Below are 17761 nucleotides of genomic sequence, written 5' to 3' on the forward strand. Positions count from 1 at the left end.
ATCATGCTAAACAATTTTATCGAATCCGGTCAAAGTCTGTCTTAACTTTAATCCATGCTTCATCCCGATGGCACATGGATCAGTTATTTCCTGGTAATAGGAATACGGTATATTGTTATTGCCGGGCTTGCTTTTTTTGTGTGGTATGTATTGTTAAAGAAACGAATACTGTTTAAAAAAATCCAACTTCGAATTCCGTCAAATAAGGATTACCGACGTGAAATTTTCTTTTCGCTTTTCACTATGTTCCTGTTTGCATTTGTGCCCTGGTTTTTTCTTGGTGATGCAGCAATAAGAAAAACCACCACTTTTTATAAAGACATCAACCAACACGGGCAATTGTATTTCTGGCTGGCCTTCCCGTTAATGTTGTTGATACACGATACCTATTTCTACTGGATCCATCGGTTGATGCACCATCCCAAACTGTTTCGTATTCTTCATCTCATTCATCACAAAAGCACCAATCCATCACCTTGGGCAGCTTTCTCTTTTCACCCCTTGGAAGCAGTGCTGGAAGTAGGCATTTTGGTTGTACTCATCTATACCATTCCTGTTACAAAAGCACATTTGTTCTTTTTCTTTTTGTTCCAGATGTTTTACAATGTATATGGTCATTTGGGTTGGGAATTGTTCCCCCAAAATTTTCAACGTACATGGATCGGTCGGTGGATCAACACGTCTGTTACACATAACCAGCATCACCAATACTTCACCGGTAATTATGGTTTGTACTTTTTATTCTGGGATCGGTTGATGGGAACACTGCGTGATGATTATGATGCGAAGTTTGATGAAGTGAAAGGCAGAGCTAAGCGTTTGAATGAGGGGAAGAAGTAAAAGAGGAATTGGTAATGTGGAATTAGGATTGCCCGTTTTTCTGAAGCTAGATTTTGGCAATTGAAAAATGCATAATAAAAAGAGGGCTGCACATTGTGCAGCCCTCTTTTATCTCTTTTCACTTCTTAATACTCTTAGCTTACCATTTCGCACCAAACACTTTCTTCATAATTTCTGTTGTGCGCTTCAATGGATTTTCACGGATCTCAAGTTCTTCTTTAGCGATCTGGTCGAACAAGGCATCCACCGTTTTACCAACTACATAAGCAGTAAGATCGGGATTGATCTTGTTACGTGTTGTGGGCAAACGGTTATAACCATTCACCAAATCACCATAATATTTTGTTGCTTCTACTTTATCCAATGATGCTTTTACAGAAGGTGAAAACGCAGCGATCAATGCAGCACTTGTCTTTTCACGGAAATAATTCGTTGCACCATCTTTTGGCCCACGAATAATATTGATGGCATCGCTGATGCTCATTTGTTTAATGGCGTCAATAAAAATCGGCTTGGCAAAACCAACCGCATCTTCGGCACCACGATTGATCTGCAGAATGGCTTTGTCAACTGTGCTGCCCAAACCAATGTTCCTGAGCGTACGCTCTACTTTCTGCACTTCAGGTGGTAATAATATTTTGTAGAAATCGCTGCCAAAAAAGGCATTTGTCTGGTTAAGATTCACTACTGCACGGCCAAGTCCTTGTCCCAATGCATCTTTAATACCTTGACCTGCTTCACCTTCGGTCACCTGCGTTCCCATCGAAGCGCCGGGTAACTGGCTTAGTACTTCGCAAGAACTTAAAAGAAATACTGCAAGGGTAAGAGAGAGGATAGTTTTTTTCATCTGTTGGTTTGTTTTCATTAATAAACGGTTTTTCAATGCAAAACGTTGCATATTCTGTGCCGAAGATACTTGCTTTGCTGGTATGACCTACTTACGGTAATTTTGCGGGCTGTTAAAAAGAAGCCAACAAACAGAAGGGCTTTACATCAACCAATCGTTATGAGTACACATTTGAGCGAACAGGAAATTATCCGTAGAGAAAAACTGGCTGAGTTAACTAAACTGGGCATTGATGCATACCCCGCACCATTATACCCTGTTACTCATTATTCAACTGCTGTAAAAGCCGGGTTTAATGAAGAAACAAAAGAAGAATACAAAGATGTATGCATCGCAGGCCGCATCATGAGTGTGCGTGATATGGGCAAGGCATGTTTTGCTGTATTGCAGGATAGTCATGGTCGCTTACAGATCTATGTTCGTCGTGATGATATTTGCCCCGGCGAAGACAAGGCACTGTATGATGTGGTGTTTAAAAAGCTTTTGGACATAGGTGATATCATCGGCGTAAAAGGATTTGTGTTCACTACCAAAACCGGTGAAACAAGTTTGCACGTGAAAGAATTAACCGTGCTTACAAAATCGCTGAAGCCACTACCGGTTGTTAAAGAGGCAGAAGGACAAACCTTTGATGCAGTAACTGATCCGGAATTCAAATACCGTCAGCGCTATGCTGATCTCATCATTAATCCGCAGGTGAAGGATGTGTTTGTAAAACGTACCATCATGATCAATACTATTCGTGAATATTTGAATGAGTATGGAGCATTGGAAGTTGATACCCCGGTATTGCAAACCATTCCTGGTGGTGCAACGGCCCGTCCGTTCAGTACACATCACAATGCATTGGATGTGCCCATGTACATGCGTATTGCCAATGAACTTTATTTAAAACGTCTGATCGTTGGTGGGTTCGATTGGGTGTATGAGTTCAGCCGCAACTTCCGAAACGAAGGGATGGACCGTACGCATAATCCTGAGTTTACTATTCTTGAATGGTACACAGCTTACAAAGATTATTTCTGGATGATGAACGTTACAGAAAACCTGCTGGAGAAAATTGCGATTGCATTGCATGGAACAACCGATGTAACTGTAGGTGATAAAACCATCAGCTTTAAAGCACCCTTCAAACGCATTTCTATATTCGATGCCATTAAAGAAAACACAGGCATTGATGTAAGCGCTTTAGAAGAAGATGGTTTGCGTGATGTATGTAAACAACTCAATATTCGTGTTGATGGTACAATGGGTAAAGGCAAGTTGATCGATGAACTCTTCAGCGAAACCAGTGAAGCCAAATGTATTCAGCCAACATTCATCATTGATTACCCAGTTGAAATGAGTCCGCTTACGAAAAAGCACCGCAGTAAAGAAGGGTTGGTGGAACGCTTTGAGTTAATGATCAACGGCAAAGAAGTTGCAAACGCCTACAGTGAGTTGAACGATCCAATTGATCAGCGTGACCGTTTCGAAGACCAGGTGAAACTGAAAGAACGTGGCGATGATGAAGCGATGTTTATCGATTATGATTTCTTGCGTGCGCTGGAATACGGCATGCCGCCAACAAGTGGTATTGGTATTGGTATCGATCGTTTGTGTATGTTAATGACGAACCAACCTTCTATCCAGGATGTGTTGTTGTTCCCGATGATGCGACCGGAGAAGACGGTGGAGTAAGTTGATAAGTAGAAATGTAAATAAGTAACCGCAGCTGGAAACAGCTGCGGTTTTTTTATTCTTCATTAAATATGTTAAAAGAAATCATAATTCATGAGTTTGGTTTTTTATAACAGTGTCTGCTGTTTTCTTTGCTGAAAATTAAAAATCATGAAAACATTTTACTTAACAACACTGCTTCTTTCATTAAGTATTGCGTCATCAGCACAAACGCAAAAAGGAGCGCTTAATATCAATGGACAATTTGGAAGCAATAGTGGCGGGCAGCACAGCAATATATCAAACGGTTTAATTAAGAGTTTCTCTATAGAGCTCAATCCTAATGTTGGATTTTTTGTAAAAGACAATTGGGAAGTTGGAGCAGGTGTTTTATTTGGGATCACGAGAAGTCGGATGTCCGGTTATATTATAAAGGGCACAGCGAACAAATTTGGAATACAATCATATTCAAAGTACTACATTGGCAAAAGGTCTGTTAGACCTTACGTTATCTTAGAGGCTTCACATACTTGGATATCTGAAAAAACAAAATTTGTTAATGGAAATACGCAAGGTTACACTTCAGCTAACTGGAATGCTGGTGGTGGAGCAGGTGTTGCCTGGTTTGTAACTCCGAAAATTGGTCTGTTCTCGCAACTTACTTATAATAGAGACTTGGAAAGACAAATCAAATATTCAACTGGAACGCTCAATCTCAACTTTGGCGTACAAGTTAATCTCGGAAAGAAAAAGTAATCGGTCATGCATGTTTATGCCGCAGTTTGAAAACAACTGCGGCTTTTTTATTCCACTCATCCAAATGAGCGTTAAACTCACAACAAAAAAATTATCTTCATCCCCTTAAAAAAATTCAAGCATGAGAAAAACAGGATTGTTTCTGTTGTGGATCGTTATTGTTACAACAGCATCGGCGCAAACAGCATTAACCACCGATCAGATGCTCAAAGGAGCAGCACAGAAAGTAACCAAACCATTGCCGCAATTTGTTGAATGGGCAGGCGACAATAGTTTTATCATCCGCAGCGAAGGAAAGCAGTATGTACACGATATTAAAACAGGAAAAGAAACGGAGTACAAAGCACCCGACATGCATATCATGGTGGTGGTTCCGGAGATCATTAATAAAGGCAATGATCTGTATCTGAAAATGGCGAATGAAGAAACCCGTTTGACCAATAATAAAGACGAAGAAAAGAATCCTGTTCTTTCGCCCGATAAACAATACGTGGCATTTACACGCAACAACAATCTCTTTACAATCAACCTCAATACAAAAAAAGAAACACAGCTTACCAACGATGGTACTGATGTTATTTTAAATGGTTATGCAAGCTGGGTTTATTTCGAAGAAATACTTGGACGTGCAAGCCGTTACAAATCTTTTTGGTGGAGTCCTGATAGTAAGAAGATCGCTTACATGCGTATGGATGAAAGCGAAGTGCCGATGTTCCCGATTTACAGCGAAGAAGGACAGCATGGTTTTATTGAACGCACACGCTATCCAAAAGCAGGAGATAAAAATCCTGAAGTAAAAGTGGGTGTAGTTGGTCCTGATGGTGGTGCAACGGTGTGGGCTGATTTTAATCAGAAAGATGATCAATACTTTGGTATGCCTTTGTGGAAACCAGATGGTAGTGCGTTATGGATCCAATGGATGCCACGTACACAGGATAACCTGAAAGTTTATGAAATGAATCTGGTTGATGGCAGCAAGAAGGTGGTGTATGATGAAACACAAAAAACATGGGTTGATCTGGATGATCAGAATCGTATTACATTCCTGCAAAACGGTAAGCAATTCATTCTGCAAAGTGATGCAACAGGATGGAATCATTTATATCTCCACGACATGACGGGTAGACGCATCAATGCGATCACCAGTGGTTCATATACTGTTACTGCAGTAAATCTGGTTGATGAAAAAAACAAACTGGTATACTTCACTTGCCGCAAAGACAACAGTGCCCGTTTCGATCTGTACAAAGTGAAATTCGATGGTACCGGTTTAATGCGTTTGACTTTTGGCGAATTCACACATCGTAATATTCGTGTATCACCTAACGGTCTTCATTTCATCACCAGCTATTCAAATGTTTCTACGCCTGATGTAATGGCAGTAGTAAACAACAAAGGAAAAGTGATTCGTGAATTGGGGAATGCTGCGGGTGAAGCGTTTGCTACAACTGCCTTGGCAAAAACAGAATTGCTCCGTGTAAAAAGTGAAGATGGTAAATACGATCTGCCATTGCGTATTGTCTGGCCAACGAATTATGATAAGAATAAAAAGTATCCGGTGATGATCAGTATTTATGGTGGACCAAATGCCGGAACTGTTTCTGATGGCTGGGCTTTGAACATGCAGCAACAATGGTGGGCAAAAGAAGGAATGATACAGGTAGCGATGGATCATCGTGCAAGTGGCCACTTTGGTAAAGAAGGCATTAACTACATGCACCGCAACCTTGGCTATTGGGAAATGACAGACTGGATCACGATTGTAAAATGGTTGATCGAAAATGCAGGTGTTGATAAAAATAAAGTGGCCATCAGCGGTTTCAGCTATGGTGGTTATATGAGTGCGTATGCATTAACCTATGGAGCTGATTATTTCACACATGGTTTGGCCGGCGGCAGTGTTACCGACTGGAGTTTGTACGACAGTCATTACACCGAACGATTTATGGATACACCGAAAGAAAATCCTGAAGGATATAAATCATCTTCTGTTTACACACACATTGATAAATACAAAGGCTTGCTGCGTATCTACCACGGTACTATGGATGATAATGTGCACATGCAGAACAGTATGCAACTGATCAAAAAATTACAGGAGAAGAAGAAGCATTTTGAATTCATGTTGTATCCCGGAGGTCGTCACGGATGGCCGGGTAACCAACAGTTGCATTCGCAAAACGAAATAGCATTGTTCATTTATAAGAATTTGCTGGAGAGAGAAGTGCCGAAGGATGTGATGAAATAAGATGAATGATTTGATAAAAAAACCGGAGTGATGAGCTCCGGTTTTTTTATCACTGACACCTCATTCTGTTTTATTCCACAACACCAATCCTGCCAGTACACAAAGCATGATATAAACAATTCCAAAAATCAAAATATCTTCTTTCGGATTGCCATCAAACGAACCGAGCCATAGTATAACAACTGTAAACAGGAATGAGATAATGCCATTGATGATCGGCAACAGTAAGGTTAATACCCAATTGGTTTTTGCAATGGAGATTTGCAGTACAACAAAATAAAAGAAGCTGACAAACAGTAATACTTCCAGTGCAATAAATAATTCTTCGCCTTTTTTTGTTGCGTAAGTATGGTAATACTGCGACCAGTAAACGGTAAACAGCAATAATGTTGCTGCATAAAATAAACTGATTCCTTGAAGTCGGCTGAGTTTAAACATGCTCACTGTTTAGGTTTGATCTGCAGTTCTTCCCATGGCGTGCTGCCATCTTTCTCTCTTGTAAATACAAGTTGTTTGCCTTCGCCAATCACAATTTCAGCAGTGGTATAAACAAGATTACTGTCGAGCAAATGACCACCGATGGTTGCACCGGTGCTGTCGCTCACACTCATATGTAAATGCGAACCATTGATGCTCACTGTACCAACCAAACTCACAATTTCAAAATGACCGTTGGCTTTACTGCCTTCTGGTTGATTGGCAAAACGAAGATTGTATTGTGTAACACTGCCCACACAGGTCATGATCCAGCCTGCTTCGATCTTGTGCTGCTGCAAATAAGAAGTTATTTCCTGTTTCAGATCCTGCCCGGGTTTTAAACGGAGGGCGTGAATTTTTACTTCGTCGTTTTGCATGGTTGGTTTTGTTTTACATGCGGCGAATAAAAGAAGTATAGTTAAGTATTTCATTTTTTTGAACCACAAAGTCACGAAGACAGAAAGAACCACAAAGAAGAATGCGAAAACCCAATGCCCAAATTCCAAATGATGAACCCTCTGTTTGCATAGATATTTCAAGCGAAACACTAATTCTTCTTTTCTCTTTTCCCTCTTTCAATCTCTTAGTCCACAAACAAATCCGTAAACAACTTACCACCCGGCACCACACTATACTTACTTAAATCAGTAATTCCTTCTGCAGCAAACAGCTGTTCATCAACAAATAAGTTACCAGTGCATTCATTCGACGGTTTGCTTAAAATTATATGTGCGGCATCTGCAAGTATATCTACTGTTCTGCTCATATTTGCCAACGCTTCACCGCCTAACAAATTTCTCACAGCAGCAGTATCAATAGTTGTACGTGGCCAGAGTGCATTGGCAGCAATACCATCTTTCTTTAATTCTTCAGCCCATCCCAGTGTCATCATACTCATGTTGAATTTGGTGAGTGTGTAAGCAATATGTCCGGCCAGCCATTTAGGTTTTAAATTAACGGGAGGTGATAACGTAAGTATATGCGGGTTATTTCCTTTTCGTAAATATGGGATACAGGCTTTCGTCATTAAAAATGTACCACGCACATTAATGCTATACATGAGATCGAAACGTTTGGCTTCTGTTTGTTCTGTTGGCGTAAGTGAAATTGCCGATGCATTGTTGATGAGTATATCGATACCACCAAATGTCTCTACTGTTTTATCAACTGCCGCCTGTATCTGATCTTCGTAACGAATATCTAATTGAATGGCTAATCCTTTTCCTCCAGCCGCTGTCATTTCATCAGCTGCCGAAAAAATAGTACCACCCAGCTTGGGATTTTCTTCCACACTTTTTGCTGCCACCACTACGTTGGCTCCTTCCTTCGCCAATTTCAAGCCCATTGCTTTACCGATACCTCTCGACGCACCTGTAATAAAAACTGTTTTTCCATTGAATGACATAACAAACGTTTTAGTAATGAAAGTTAGGGAAAGCCCTGCAAGCATAGAAAAGAATTTGTAATTTGTCTGCAACCTTATACAACCTTTATGCTTTGCCAACTTCGTCTCACTTCAACACTGGTTTTATTAGTTTCGTTTGCAACTGTTCGGTCGCAGGACACGGAACAAAAGAAGATACAGCGCATGTTTGTGACTGCTGTTGATAACTCAACAATAGAATTACCTGAAGGAACATTTCAACTCAACATGAGTTTGTGGCTCGATGGAAAGAAGAATGTACTCATTAAAGGAAAGGGAATGGATAAAACCATTCTCAACTTTACCAACCAGGTAAGCGGTGCCGAAGGAATTAAAATCACCAACGGGAAAAATATTACACTACAGGATCTCACGGTGCAGGATACAAAAGGCGATGCAATTAAAACACAACAGGTAGACGGTATTATATTTAAGCAGGTAAAAGCAGAATGGACAAGAGGGGCCAACAGCAAGAATGGTGCGTATGGTTTATATCCTGTGCAATGTACCAATGTGTTGATCGATGGTTGTGAAGCCTGGGGTGCAAGTGATGCTGGCATTTATGTTGGACAAAGCAGTTACATCGTTGTCAAAAATTCAAAAGCCACCGAAAATGTAGCGGGGATTGAAATTGAAAATTCCTTGTATGCTGATGTGTATGATAACGAAGCAACAAATAATACAGGTGGTATTTTAATTTTCGATCTGCCTGATCTTGTGCAGAAGAAAGGGGGTTACATCCGTGTGTATCGAAACAATGTGTACCATAACAATCATATCAACTTTGCACCAAAGGGAAACATTGTGGGCAAAGTACCCCAAGGCACAGGTGTTATGATCCTTGCTACCAATCATGTGGATGTTTTTGAAAACAAGATCATCAATAACATTACTGCAAGCACAGCCATTGTAAGTTATTATATCACCGAGAACCCGATCAAAGACAGCAGCTATTATCCCTTCCCGACACAGATCAATATTTATAACAATACTTACGAAAGAGAAGCCGTGCGAACAACCGGCAAAGGACGCATGGGAAAGATGTATCGCTTTAAATTACGTTTCGGAAAAAATGTGCCGCATATTCAGTATGATGGAATTGTTGATCAGAAATCACCCGCAGAGATTTGTATTCGTAACAACAGTAATCAAAGCTTTGCGAATCTTGATGCAGAGAATGGATTTAAAAACATCAGCAGAGATGCATCGAAACATGATTGTACGTTACAACCGGTACCAAAAGTTGAATTGAAAAATTAATGAATAATGCTGTCATCCCGACGAAGGAGGGATCTGTTCAACAGAAGTACTAAGCTGGGCAGATTTCTCCTTTGTCGAAATGACAAGTGAAATTTATACATTCGAACCATGAAGAAATTGATCGTTACAGTGAGTGTGATTATATGTATGTTGGTTGTTCTTTCGTTCAACAGCAAAAAGACCGATCCGTATTTTCAGTTTCATGAAAACCTCAGCGAATACAATTTCTTCAAAGGAAAATTGAATGAGCTGCTACCTGCTGATGGAATCATTCCTTACGATCTCAATACGCCGTTGTTCAGCGATTATGCCGAGAAAGCAAGATTTATAAAAGTACCTGCCGGTAAAAAGATCAACTACAACGCTACCTCAGTATTCGATATGCCATTGGGAACTGTGCTCATCAAAAATTTTTATTATTACAACGATGTGCGCAAACCTGCTCTTGGGAAACGAATTATTGAAACACGGTTGCTGGCAAATATGGAAGATGGCTGGCACACATATCAATACATCTGGAACGAAGAGCAAACAGAAGCTTTGTTTGAACCCATTGGTGATGTGATTACTGTTGAATACATTGATGCAGCAGGAAAGAAAATAAAAGCACAGTATGTTGTTCCAAGTCAGCCGCAATGCAAAGGTTGTCATGGCCGCAAGGATACGATCATTCCAATTGGCATTGCAGCCCGCCATCTTAATGGCGATTATGTGTATGCAAATGAAAAACAAAATCAATTACAGTATTGGCAACAGCTCGGACTGATCGATCTGCCAAACTCAACCATTCCTGCCAATGCTAAATGGAACGATGAGAAAAGCGGATCGCTCAACGATCGTGCAAGAGCTTATCTCGATATTAACTGTGGAAATTGTCATAACCCAAATGGTCCGGCAAATACATCAGGTTTGTTCTTAGATATTCACACAACAAATACAACTGCACTTGGCATTAACAAAACGCCTGTAGCAGCAGGCAGAGGAAGTGGTCATTTAAAATATGCCATTGATCCAGGTAAACCCAACCAATCGTTTATGATCTATCGAATGAATAGTGTTGATCCGGGTATTGCGATGCCTGAAATTGGACGTAACAGAGTTCATAAAGAAGGCGTGGCGTTGATTTCAAAATGGATCAAAGAAATTGGAAAAAATTGAACCACAAAGACACGAAGGCGCAAAGTTCCACAAAGCAATAAAGTAAATTTTCTTCTTTGTGCTCTTTACGGCGCTTAGTGATTATTATGAGCCATGACTATGTGGGTTTTCCACAGGATTCATCGATCCAAACTCGTTTGTATAAATTTTAAACAGCAGCATAAAATAACTGATGAGGAGTGGTCCGAAAATGAAACCCCAGAAACCAAACAAGCTTAATCCCACAATAACACCCAGTACGGTAACAAGCGGATGAACATCACCTAAACGTTTCATCAGAGTAACCCTTGCGAGGTAATCAACATTGCCGGTTACAAGTAAACTGTAGATCAATAAACCAATTCCTTGTCCGGTATTCCCTTGAGAAAATAAAAATACAACCAGCGGTGCCCATATCAACGTAGTTCCAACAATCGGGAAGAATGCAAATACACCTGTAATAAAACCCCACAGTACAAATTCATTGATGCCGAATATCCAATAACCAACGAGTGCAAAAATCCCTTGTATTAAAGAGATGAGTGGAATTCCAATAGCATTTGCTCTTACAACGCTGATGGTTTCTTTAGCAAGGATATCAATATTCTCTTCATGCAAGGGTAAAAAATAATCGAATGATGCTTCCATCTCTTTCCCATTGGTGAGCATAAAGAAATAAACAAACAACATCATCGCCAGGTTAGAGAGGATCATGGCTGTGCTGTTAAGAAAAGCAGGGAAGAAATTTGCAATTCGTTTCTGCAGTTCCGCTACGTTCTCATCGGTAAATAATTCCTGACCGGTCCATTCTTTTATTTGTGCGGATACAGATTTTAAACCCTGCACCACTTCGTCGGAATGACTGAATACTTCCGTTATTTTTGGGGATAGTAAATTGATGATATAATAAACGGGCAACCCAAACAAAACGAGGAAGCCGAGCATAAAAGCGGTGGCCGTTAAACTCTTGTTCCATTTTTTCTTAATGGTAAGATAGCGGTACCAACCCCTGCTGAGAATATAAAGTGTGATGGCGCCAAGAAAACCCGGCAGGAAAATATAAAGTTCTTTTACGAGCAGTAAGCCCAATGCAATTAAAACAACTAAGAGAATAATTTGCCGTAAACGGCTGCTGAATGATGCCATAAAATGAAATTACAAAGAAAAAAAACAAAAGATTTCAAGCATAAAAAAACCGGGCATAGCCCGGCTCTTTTTTATCAGGAAAATTTTTATCGGATCTGACCCCTTACTATACCTGCAGGGAAGAGGGTAGAATGTGCGTTTACATACAATGCACCAGTTCCCTCAATTGCTGTTTTTTGCACGTCGGTTAGCTGCAGTTGTTTATTTACACCAAAATCTGCCACAGTACTTATTAATCCAACCAAAACAGTTCCGTTTGTACCGGCAGCACCGTTGTGTATATGTGCGGCAGTTAGATCTCCATCGCCTGCTGTTAGGCCTGTAACATTTACAACATAGTACAATTTGCCATCGGTGGTTAAACGAAACCTGGCAGAACCTGTTGCCGTAGTTGCAACCGCAGGAACTTCATTTGCTCCGGAAAGAGCAACATCCTGCGCCCATTGAACAGTGCTGTTTAACTGCGCCCTTACCAAACCGCTTGTTACTTGTGTTGAGTGCACATTTACATATAATTCGGCAGTACCATTGTTCATACTGTCCAATAAAGTTGGGCGAACATTTGCAACAGAACCAGATGCTGTGCCGCCTGTAAATGTTGGAGTAAAATTTAAGATTACTCCTCCGTTAACAATGGGGTTACCGGTGTGAATATGTGCTGCTGTTAACGCATCACCTGCAGCAAGGCCGGTAACGGTGATATTATATTGTACAGAATTATCACTCATAATACGTAACACAAATGTTCCTGTTTCATTGCGGCCTGCAGGTGCAGGGTTTTCATTTTTTGTACTCAAAGGAAGGGTCCACTCTTTTACAATTCTTACTGTAGGGCCATCGTTTTTGTCTTTTTTGCAGGAAAAAAGAAATGCTGTGCAAATAAGCAACATTGCCGAATTTAATACCAATGTTTTCATGCTAATAGTTTTGTGCTTAATAATTAAATAGCTCGCCATAATGAACAGTAACGTAGAAAGTTTCTTTTTGGTTGCCTCTTGAAATTATAAGGTATGTAACCAAACCCGAAACCGTGCCAGAAATGAGTTGATGGTAACGTTAGAGAAAACTATTCTTCCCACACTTTTAACCCTTCGCTGCAATTTGCGCAGATATCAATATTCTTTCTGCTGGTCATGAGTTCGCTGCGGAACTGTTTGTAATTATCATTATGCCAAACCTCTTTGAACGATTGCATTTTTAAATTTCCCAGTTGATGCATGGCATCTTTATCAAAACAACATGGTACAACCAGGCCATCCCAGGTAATTACATTCGCATGCCACAATTTCCAGCAATGATTCTGTAATTTATTCTTCGGTGCATATGAACCGTCAGCATTCTTTTTGTAACGACTGTATTTATTAAGTGTTGGAATAAGTTTGTTGGGGTCATTCTCATAATCGTACACCTGTGCGGTTTTAAACCATACATCATCAACACCAACTTGCTTGGCTAATTGTTTCACCTCTTCCAGTTGATGTTCGTTCGGCCTCACTACTAAAAACTGGAAAACAACAAATGGTTTTTTACTGTTGAGTTCTTTTTTCCACTTCACAATATTCTTTGCTCCTTCCAACACTTTGTCCAGCTTTCCGCCAACTCGGTATTGTTGATACACCTCCTGTGTAGTGCCATCAATGGAAATGATCAAACGGTCCAAACCACTTTCTACTGTTTGCTTTGCTTTTTCATCGGTTAAATAATGTGCATTGGTTGATGTAGCTGTATAGATTTTTTTCTTTACAGCATAGTTCACCATTGGCAAAAACTCCGGGTTGAGATACGGCTCGCCTTGAAAATAAAAGATGAGATAAAGCAGATCTTTATGAATATCGTCGATCGTTTGTTCAAAAAAACTTTTCTGCAACATACCTGTTGGTCGAGTGAATTCACGCAAACCACTCGGGCATTCGGGACAACGCAGATTACAGCTTGTAGTTGGTTCAAACGAAATAGAAATGGGATAGCCCCATTGTACAGGCTTCTTTAAAAATCGGCTTAACTGGTAACTGCTCCACACTTTCGTCATATTCCATGCACGGCGGGGAGTGATCTTCGAAAAAAGGTTGAGTATATCGTTACGGTGTAATTGCGGCATTGAGGGATCAAAGATAGTCAGCAATAGCAGTATTTGATTAAGTAGTTCAGAAGAAGAAAGCCTGTTGTTGGATCAAGAACAACAGGCTTTGAATTTATTTTACAAATGGCTGACGCTTCCAGTACGTTAAACTCCGCCAGCACCATTCAAGCGGACCAAAGCGGAAAAACCTTAACCAAATATGGCTCCAGATAATTTGTAATAACCAGGTGCCTCCCACTACATAATAAATTTCGTAACGCTCAAGTTTGCCAAACATACCAAATCCAACACCATAGAAAAACAAGCCAACCAATAATGATTGCATCAGATAATTGGTGAATGCCATTTGTCCAACCGGACGAAGTAATGCAAAGAACCATTTGAACCAACCCGACTTGTACAACAACATGATCAAACCAAAAATTCCAATGGAACGAAAGGCTCGTGACAACTCGTAAAATTCAAATTGTACATTTTTTATGTAATCAAACTCGTTGAATTTATAATCGATCAGCGGTTTAAGACGGAAATAAGAGAGCAACAAGCCGATACCCAATCCTCCAACAAAAAGAACCCAGTAAATTTTAGAAGACGCCTGCCCTTGTATGATGCCTGTCTTATAAAAGGCCATGCCTAAAAACATAAACAATAAAATATCCCATGCCATATAATACAGGTAAAAAACTTCGGTACGGAAGCTTCGCTCACTTTGATATTCATAAAATCCCAAATAATCACCTCGTACACTCTTTGTGCTTTTTTCCATTTTTTTAAGCTTCTCCTTCTGTGTGGATTTTTCTTTAAACCCTGTCATCGCACCCAGCTCTTCTTTTTGCTGATCTGTTAGTTTGGTAACAGTTGTATCTATTTTGGCAATCAATTCGCCTTTCGTAATTACTTTCTTGTCACGATATATATCTACATTTTCCCTCACTGTTTGCAGCAACAAACAAATAAAGGCAGCGATCAGTAACCCCTTCGGCGACAACCTTCGAAACGTAAACATGATCATACCAATACAGGCATAATGAAACAAAATATCCCACATCCACAATAACACATATGCATTAAACAATCCGAAAACAAGCAGCCACAATTGCCGGCGGAAAAAATAATCGGCTGGCCAAAGCCCTTCATTCTTCTTCTCCTGTCGGCTCAGGAACAAAATAATTCCGGCACCAAATAGCATCGAGAACAAGGCCCGTTGACTTCCTTCCGGGAAAAATTCAATAAAATACCAGGTATTGAAATTAATAGATCCCCACTCATTTAACACTGAAGGGTCTCTATAAACCGGTTCGGGCAATCCAAAACCGGGAATATTCATCAATAAAATGCCGAGAATAGCAATTCCCCGCAGGGAATCGAGAAGAACAATACGTTCGCTCTGCGAAACAGGAGCGGCCTGATCGATGGTCATGTTAGATTGGTTTTGGTGGTGAAAAATGGGAGGCAGCTTTGCGTAGGGAGAGGAGAAATAGTAAGATACTCTTTTAAGAAAAATTTTGCCAGCTTTCGGAAACTATTATTATATTTGGGTAGTTGCATAAACAACTATATGCCAAACAACCAATTTAAAAAAGGCGAATTATACAGCTTCATGACGGGCAAAGCCAGCACGGCTATAGCACGGCGTTTGCAGAAGAATATGAAGCAGGGCGGAATTGAAATTACCGTTGAGCAATGGAGCGTACTCTACCATTTGTGGAAGAACGATGGTTTGAGTCAGCAGGATTTATGTAATGCTACATTTCGTGATAAACCGAGTATTACACGATTAGTTGATAATCTCGAAAAGCTGAAACTCGTAAAAAGGGTGGCAAGCAAGAACGACCGACGTATTAACCAAGTGTTTTTAACGGATCAGGGAAGAAAGCTGGAAGAAGAAACCATGAACGTGGCCAACAACACATTGAACGAAGCATTAATTGGCGTACCTGCAGACAAAGTTGACATCTGTAAAGAAGTGTTACAGATTGTGTATGATAATCTGAAGTAAGAGTTCGTTTCCAAAAAATAATTCTAAACGTTTAAATACTATTGATATGAGCACCGCAACGATTGCAACAAAACTGAAAGGTGGCGAGTGGTTAATTAAAACAAGCACACCGCAGGATACATTTACGCCTGAAAATTTTAATGAAGAACAAGTGATGGTGAAAGAAATGTGCGCCACATTTCTTGATACCGAAGTATTGCCTGTTGTGGCCCGACTTGATAAAATGGAAGAAGGGTTGATGCCGGCACTGATGGATAAAGCAGGTGAGCAAGGTTTGCTTGGCACTTCTGCTCCGGAAGAGTTTGGCGGTCTCGGAAAAGATTTTATTACAGCTACATTGGTGAATGAAGGATTAGGTGGTGGTTATTCTTTTTCTGTAGCCATTGCTGCTCACACTGGCATTGGCACATTGCCGATTTTATATTTCGGTACACCCGAGCAAAAAACAAAATACGTTCCCAAGTTAGCAACCGGTGAATGGAAAGGTGCTTACGGCTTAACAGAACCAAATAGTGGCAGTGATGCATTGGGTGCAAAAACAACAGCTGTATTAAGTGAAGATGGTAAGCACTACATTTTGAACGGACAAAAATGCTGGATCACCAATGGTGGTTTTGCAGATATCTATACCGTGTTTGCAAAAATTGATGGTAAAGATTTCACCGGCTTTATTGTAGAGCGTGGCATGGAAGGATTTACACAAGGACCGGAAGAACATAAGATGGGCATTAAAGGTTCATCAACCGTTCAACTCTATTTTCAGGATTGCAAAGTGCCGGTTGAAAATTTATTAGGCGAACAAGGCAAGGGCCACATCATTGCGTTTAATATCCTCAATATTGGTCGTTTGAAACTAGCAGCTGCTGCATTAGGTGGTTCCAAGCGCTCATTGAATATTGCGTTAACCTATGCAACAACACGTGAGCAATTCAAAACACCCATCATCAACTTCGGCGCTATTCAATACAAGCTGGCAGAAATGGCAACACGTATCTGGGTTTGCGAAAGTGCATTGTACCGCACCAGCAAGTGGATCGATGATATGGAGCATGATCTTTTAGCTGCAGGTAAACCTTTCAACGAAGCATTGCTTGGTGCTGCAGAAGAATATGCCATTGAGTGTGCGATGTTGAAAGTGGATGGTAGTGAAGTATTGGATTATGTAGTTGATGAAGGTGTACAGATACATGGCGGAAATGGATTCAGCGATGAGTATGATATTTCAAGAGCGTATCGTGATAGCCGGATCAACCGTATTTACGAAGGAACGAACGAGATCAATCGACTCCTTACTGTTGATATGGTATTGAAGCGTGCAATGAAAGGTCGTTTGGATATTATGACGGCTGCCATGAATGTTCAAAAAGAATTGATGAGCATTCCTGATTTTGGCAGTGAAGATGAAACGCCTTTTGCAAAAGAATATAAAGCTATTACCAATTTCAAAAAGGCGATCATGTTAACAGCAGGTGCAGCAGTACAAAAGTTCATGATGAAGATCGAACACGAGCAGGAAGTATTGATGAATATTGCAGATATGGCCATTCAAACCTTTAATGCGGAAAGTGCATTGCTGCGTGCCGCCAAAATGGTTGAAGAAAAAGGCGAAGCAGCTTGTCAGTTTGAACTGGATATGATGCACACCTACTTGTATGATGCGGCTGACAAAATCAACAAATATGGTAAAGATGCCATCAATGCATTTGCAGAAGGTGATGAACATCGGATGATGTTGCTGGGCCTGAAACGTTTTACAAAAGTGGATCCCTATAATTCAAAAGAAGCCAGAAGGCGAATCGTAGCAAAGCTGAGAAACGACGGAAAGTATCCGTTATAAGGTTGATGCGGTGAGTCATGTCACCTTTTAAAAATCCTTTGCCTAATTTGCA

At 40.4% G+C, this 17761-nt stretch carries 16 protein-coding genes; 8 read left to right on the top strand and 8 right to left on the bottom strand.

Going from position 1 to position 17761, the window contains the following annotated elements; translation table 11 throughout:
* Window positions 1-54 precede the first annotated feature (54 nt).
* Window positions 55-840: a sterol desaturase family protein gene (locus tag H4075_RS00440; protein ID WP_182803113.1), complete on the top strand. Its 786-nt coding sequence runs from the start codon at window positions 55-57 to the stop codon at window positions 838-840.
* 139 nt (window positions 841-979) lie between these two features.
* On the opposite strand, the gene H4075_RS00445 is transcribed toward H4075_RS00440, so the two are convergent.
* Window positions 980-1687, bottom strand: a complete 708-nt coding sequence (locus H4075_RS00445) for a DUF4197 domain-containing protein (protein ID WP_182803115.1) — start codon at window positions 1685-1687, stop codon at window positions 980-982.
* A gap of 159 nt (window positions 1688-1846) precedes the next feature.
* Between H4075_RS00445 and lysS the strand changes: the two genes are divergently transcribed.
* From lysS to H4075_RS00460, 3 genes are all read left to right on the top strand, one after another.
* Window positions 1847-3367: a lysine--tRNA ligase gene (gene lysS, locus H4075_RS00450; protein WP_182803117.1), complete on the top strand. Its 1521-nt coding sequence runs from the start codon at window positions 1847-1849 to the stop codon at window positions 3365-3367.
* Window positions 3368-3517: 150 nt separating this feature from the next.
* On the top strand, window positions 3518-4102 hold the full coding sequence (locus tag H4075_RS00455; protein WP_182803119.1) for an outer membrane beta-barrel protein: 585 nt from the start codon (window positions 3518-3520) through the stop codon (window positions 4100-4102).
* 121 nt (window positions 4103-4223) lie between these two features.
* Window positions 4224-6350 (top strand): S9 family peptidase, encoded by a 2127-nt coding sequence (locus H4075_RS00460; RefSeq protein WP_182803120.1) that lies wholly within the window; start codon window positions 4224-4226, stop codon window positions 6348-6350.
* Between the two features lie 60 nt (window positions 6351-6410).
* On the opposite strand, the gene H4075_RS00465 is transcribed toward H4075_RS00460, so the two are convergent.
* The 3 genes from H4075_RS00465 to H4075_RS00475 all read right to left on the bottom strand — a co-directional run bounded on the left by H4075_RS00465 (window position 6411) and on the right by H4075_RS00475 (window position 8232).
* Entirely contained in the window at window positions 6411-6788 is a 378-nt protein-coding gene (locus H4075_RS00465) for a hypothetical protein (protein WP_182803122.1), read from the bottom strand.
* A gap of 2 nt (window positions 6789-6790) precedes the next feature.
* Complete coding sequence (locus tag H4075_RS00470; RefSeq protein WP_220494831.1) at window positions 6791-7258, bottom strand: PPC domain-containing DNA-binding protein; 468 nt, start codon at window positions 7256-7258, stop codon at window positions 6791-6793.
* A gap of 152 nt (window positions 7259-7410) precedes the next feature.
* Window positions 7411-8232, bottom strand: a complete 822-nt coding sequence (locus tag H4075_RS00475; protein ID WP_182803124.1) for an SDR family oxidoreductase — start codon at window positions 8230-8232, stop codon at window positions 7411-7413.
* A gap of 87 nt (window positions 8233-8319) precedes the next feature.
* Between H4075_RS00475 and H4075_RS00480 the strand changes: the two genes are divergently transcribed.
* Together H4075_RS00480 and H4075_RS00485 are read left to right on the top strand one after the other, a co-directional pair.
* Entirely contained in the window at window positions 8320-9510 is a 1191-nt protein-coding gene (locus H4075_RS00480) for a parallel beta-helix domain-containing protein (RefSeq protein ID WP_182803126.1), read from the top strand.
* A 108-nt stretch (window positions 9511-9618) separates the two neighbouring features.
* The gene (locus H4075_RS00485; RefSeq protein WP_182803127.1) at window positions 9619-10668 is read left to right on the top strand and encodes an SO2930 family diheme c-type cytochrome; all 1050 of its coding nucleotides are present in this window, start codon (window positions 9619-9621) and stop codon (window positions 10666-10668) included.
* A gap of 84 nt (window positions 10669-10752) precedes the next feature.
* On the opposite strand, the gene H4075_RS00490 is transcribed toward H4075_RS00485, so the two are convergent.
* From H4075_RS00490 to H4075_RS00505, 4 genes are all read right to left on the bottom strand, one after another.
* Entirely contained in the window at window positions 10753-11793 is a 1041-nt protein-coding gene (locus H4075_RS00490) for an AI-2E family transporter (RefSeq protein ID WP_182803129.1), read from the bottom strand.
* A gap of 86 nt (window positions 11794-11879) precedes the next feature.
* Window positions 11880-12710, bottom strand: coding sequence for a CHRD domain-containing protein (locus H4075_RS00495; protein ID WP_182803131.1), 831 nt, complete (start codon window positions 12708-12710; stop codon window positions 11880-11882).
* A gap of 149 nt (window positions 12711-12859) precedes the next feature.
* Window positions 12860-13891, bottom strand: coding sequence for a radical SAM/SPASM domain-containing protein (locus tag H4075_RS00500; protein ID WP_182803133.1), 1032 nt, complete (start codon window positions 13889-13891; stop codon window positions 12860-12862).
* Between the two features lie 94 nt (window positions 13892-13985).
* Window positions 13986-15293, bottom strand: a complete 1308-nt coding sequence (locus tag H4075_RS00505; protein ID WP_182803135.1) for a DUF418 domain-containing protein — start codon at window positions 15291-15293, stop codon at window positions 13986-13988.
* Window positions 15294-15431: 138 nt separating this feature from the next.
* Between H4075_RS00505 and H4075_RS00510 the strand changes: the two genes are divergently transcribed.
* Window positions 15432-15872: a MarR family winged helix-turn-helix transcriptional regulator gene (locus H4075_RS00510; RefSeq protein ID WP_182803137.1), complete on the top strand. Its 441-nt coding sequence runs from the start codon at window positions 15432-15434 to the stop codon at window positions 15870-15872.
* A gap of 46 nt (window positions 15873-15918) precedes the next feature.
* Entirely contained in the window at window positions 15919-17709 is a 1791-nt protein-coding gene (locus H4075_RS00515; protein ID WP_182803139.1) for an acyl-CoA dehydrogenase family protein, read from the top strand.
* The last annotated feature ends 52 nt before the right edge of the window (window positions 17710-17761 follow it).

This window comes from Lacibacter sediminis (assembly GCF_014168535.1).
Taxonomy (GTDB): domain Bacteria; phylum Bacteroidota; class Bacteroidia; order Chitinophagales; family Chitinophagaceae; genus Lacibacter; species Lacibacter sediminis.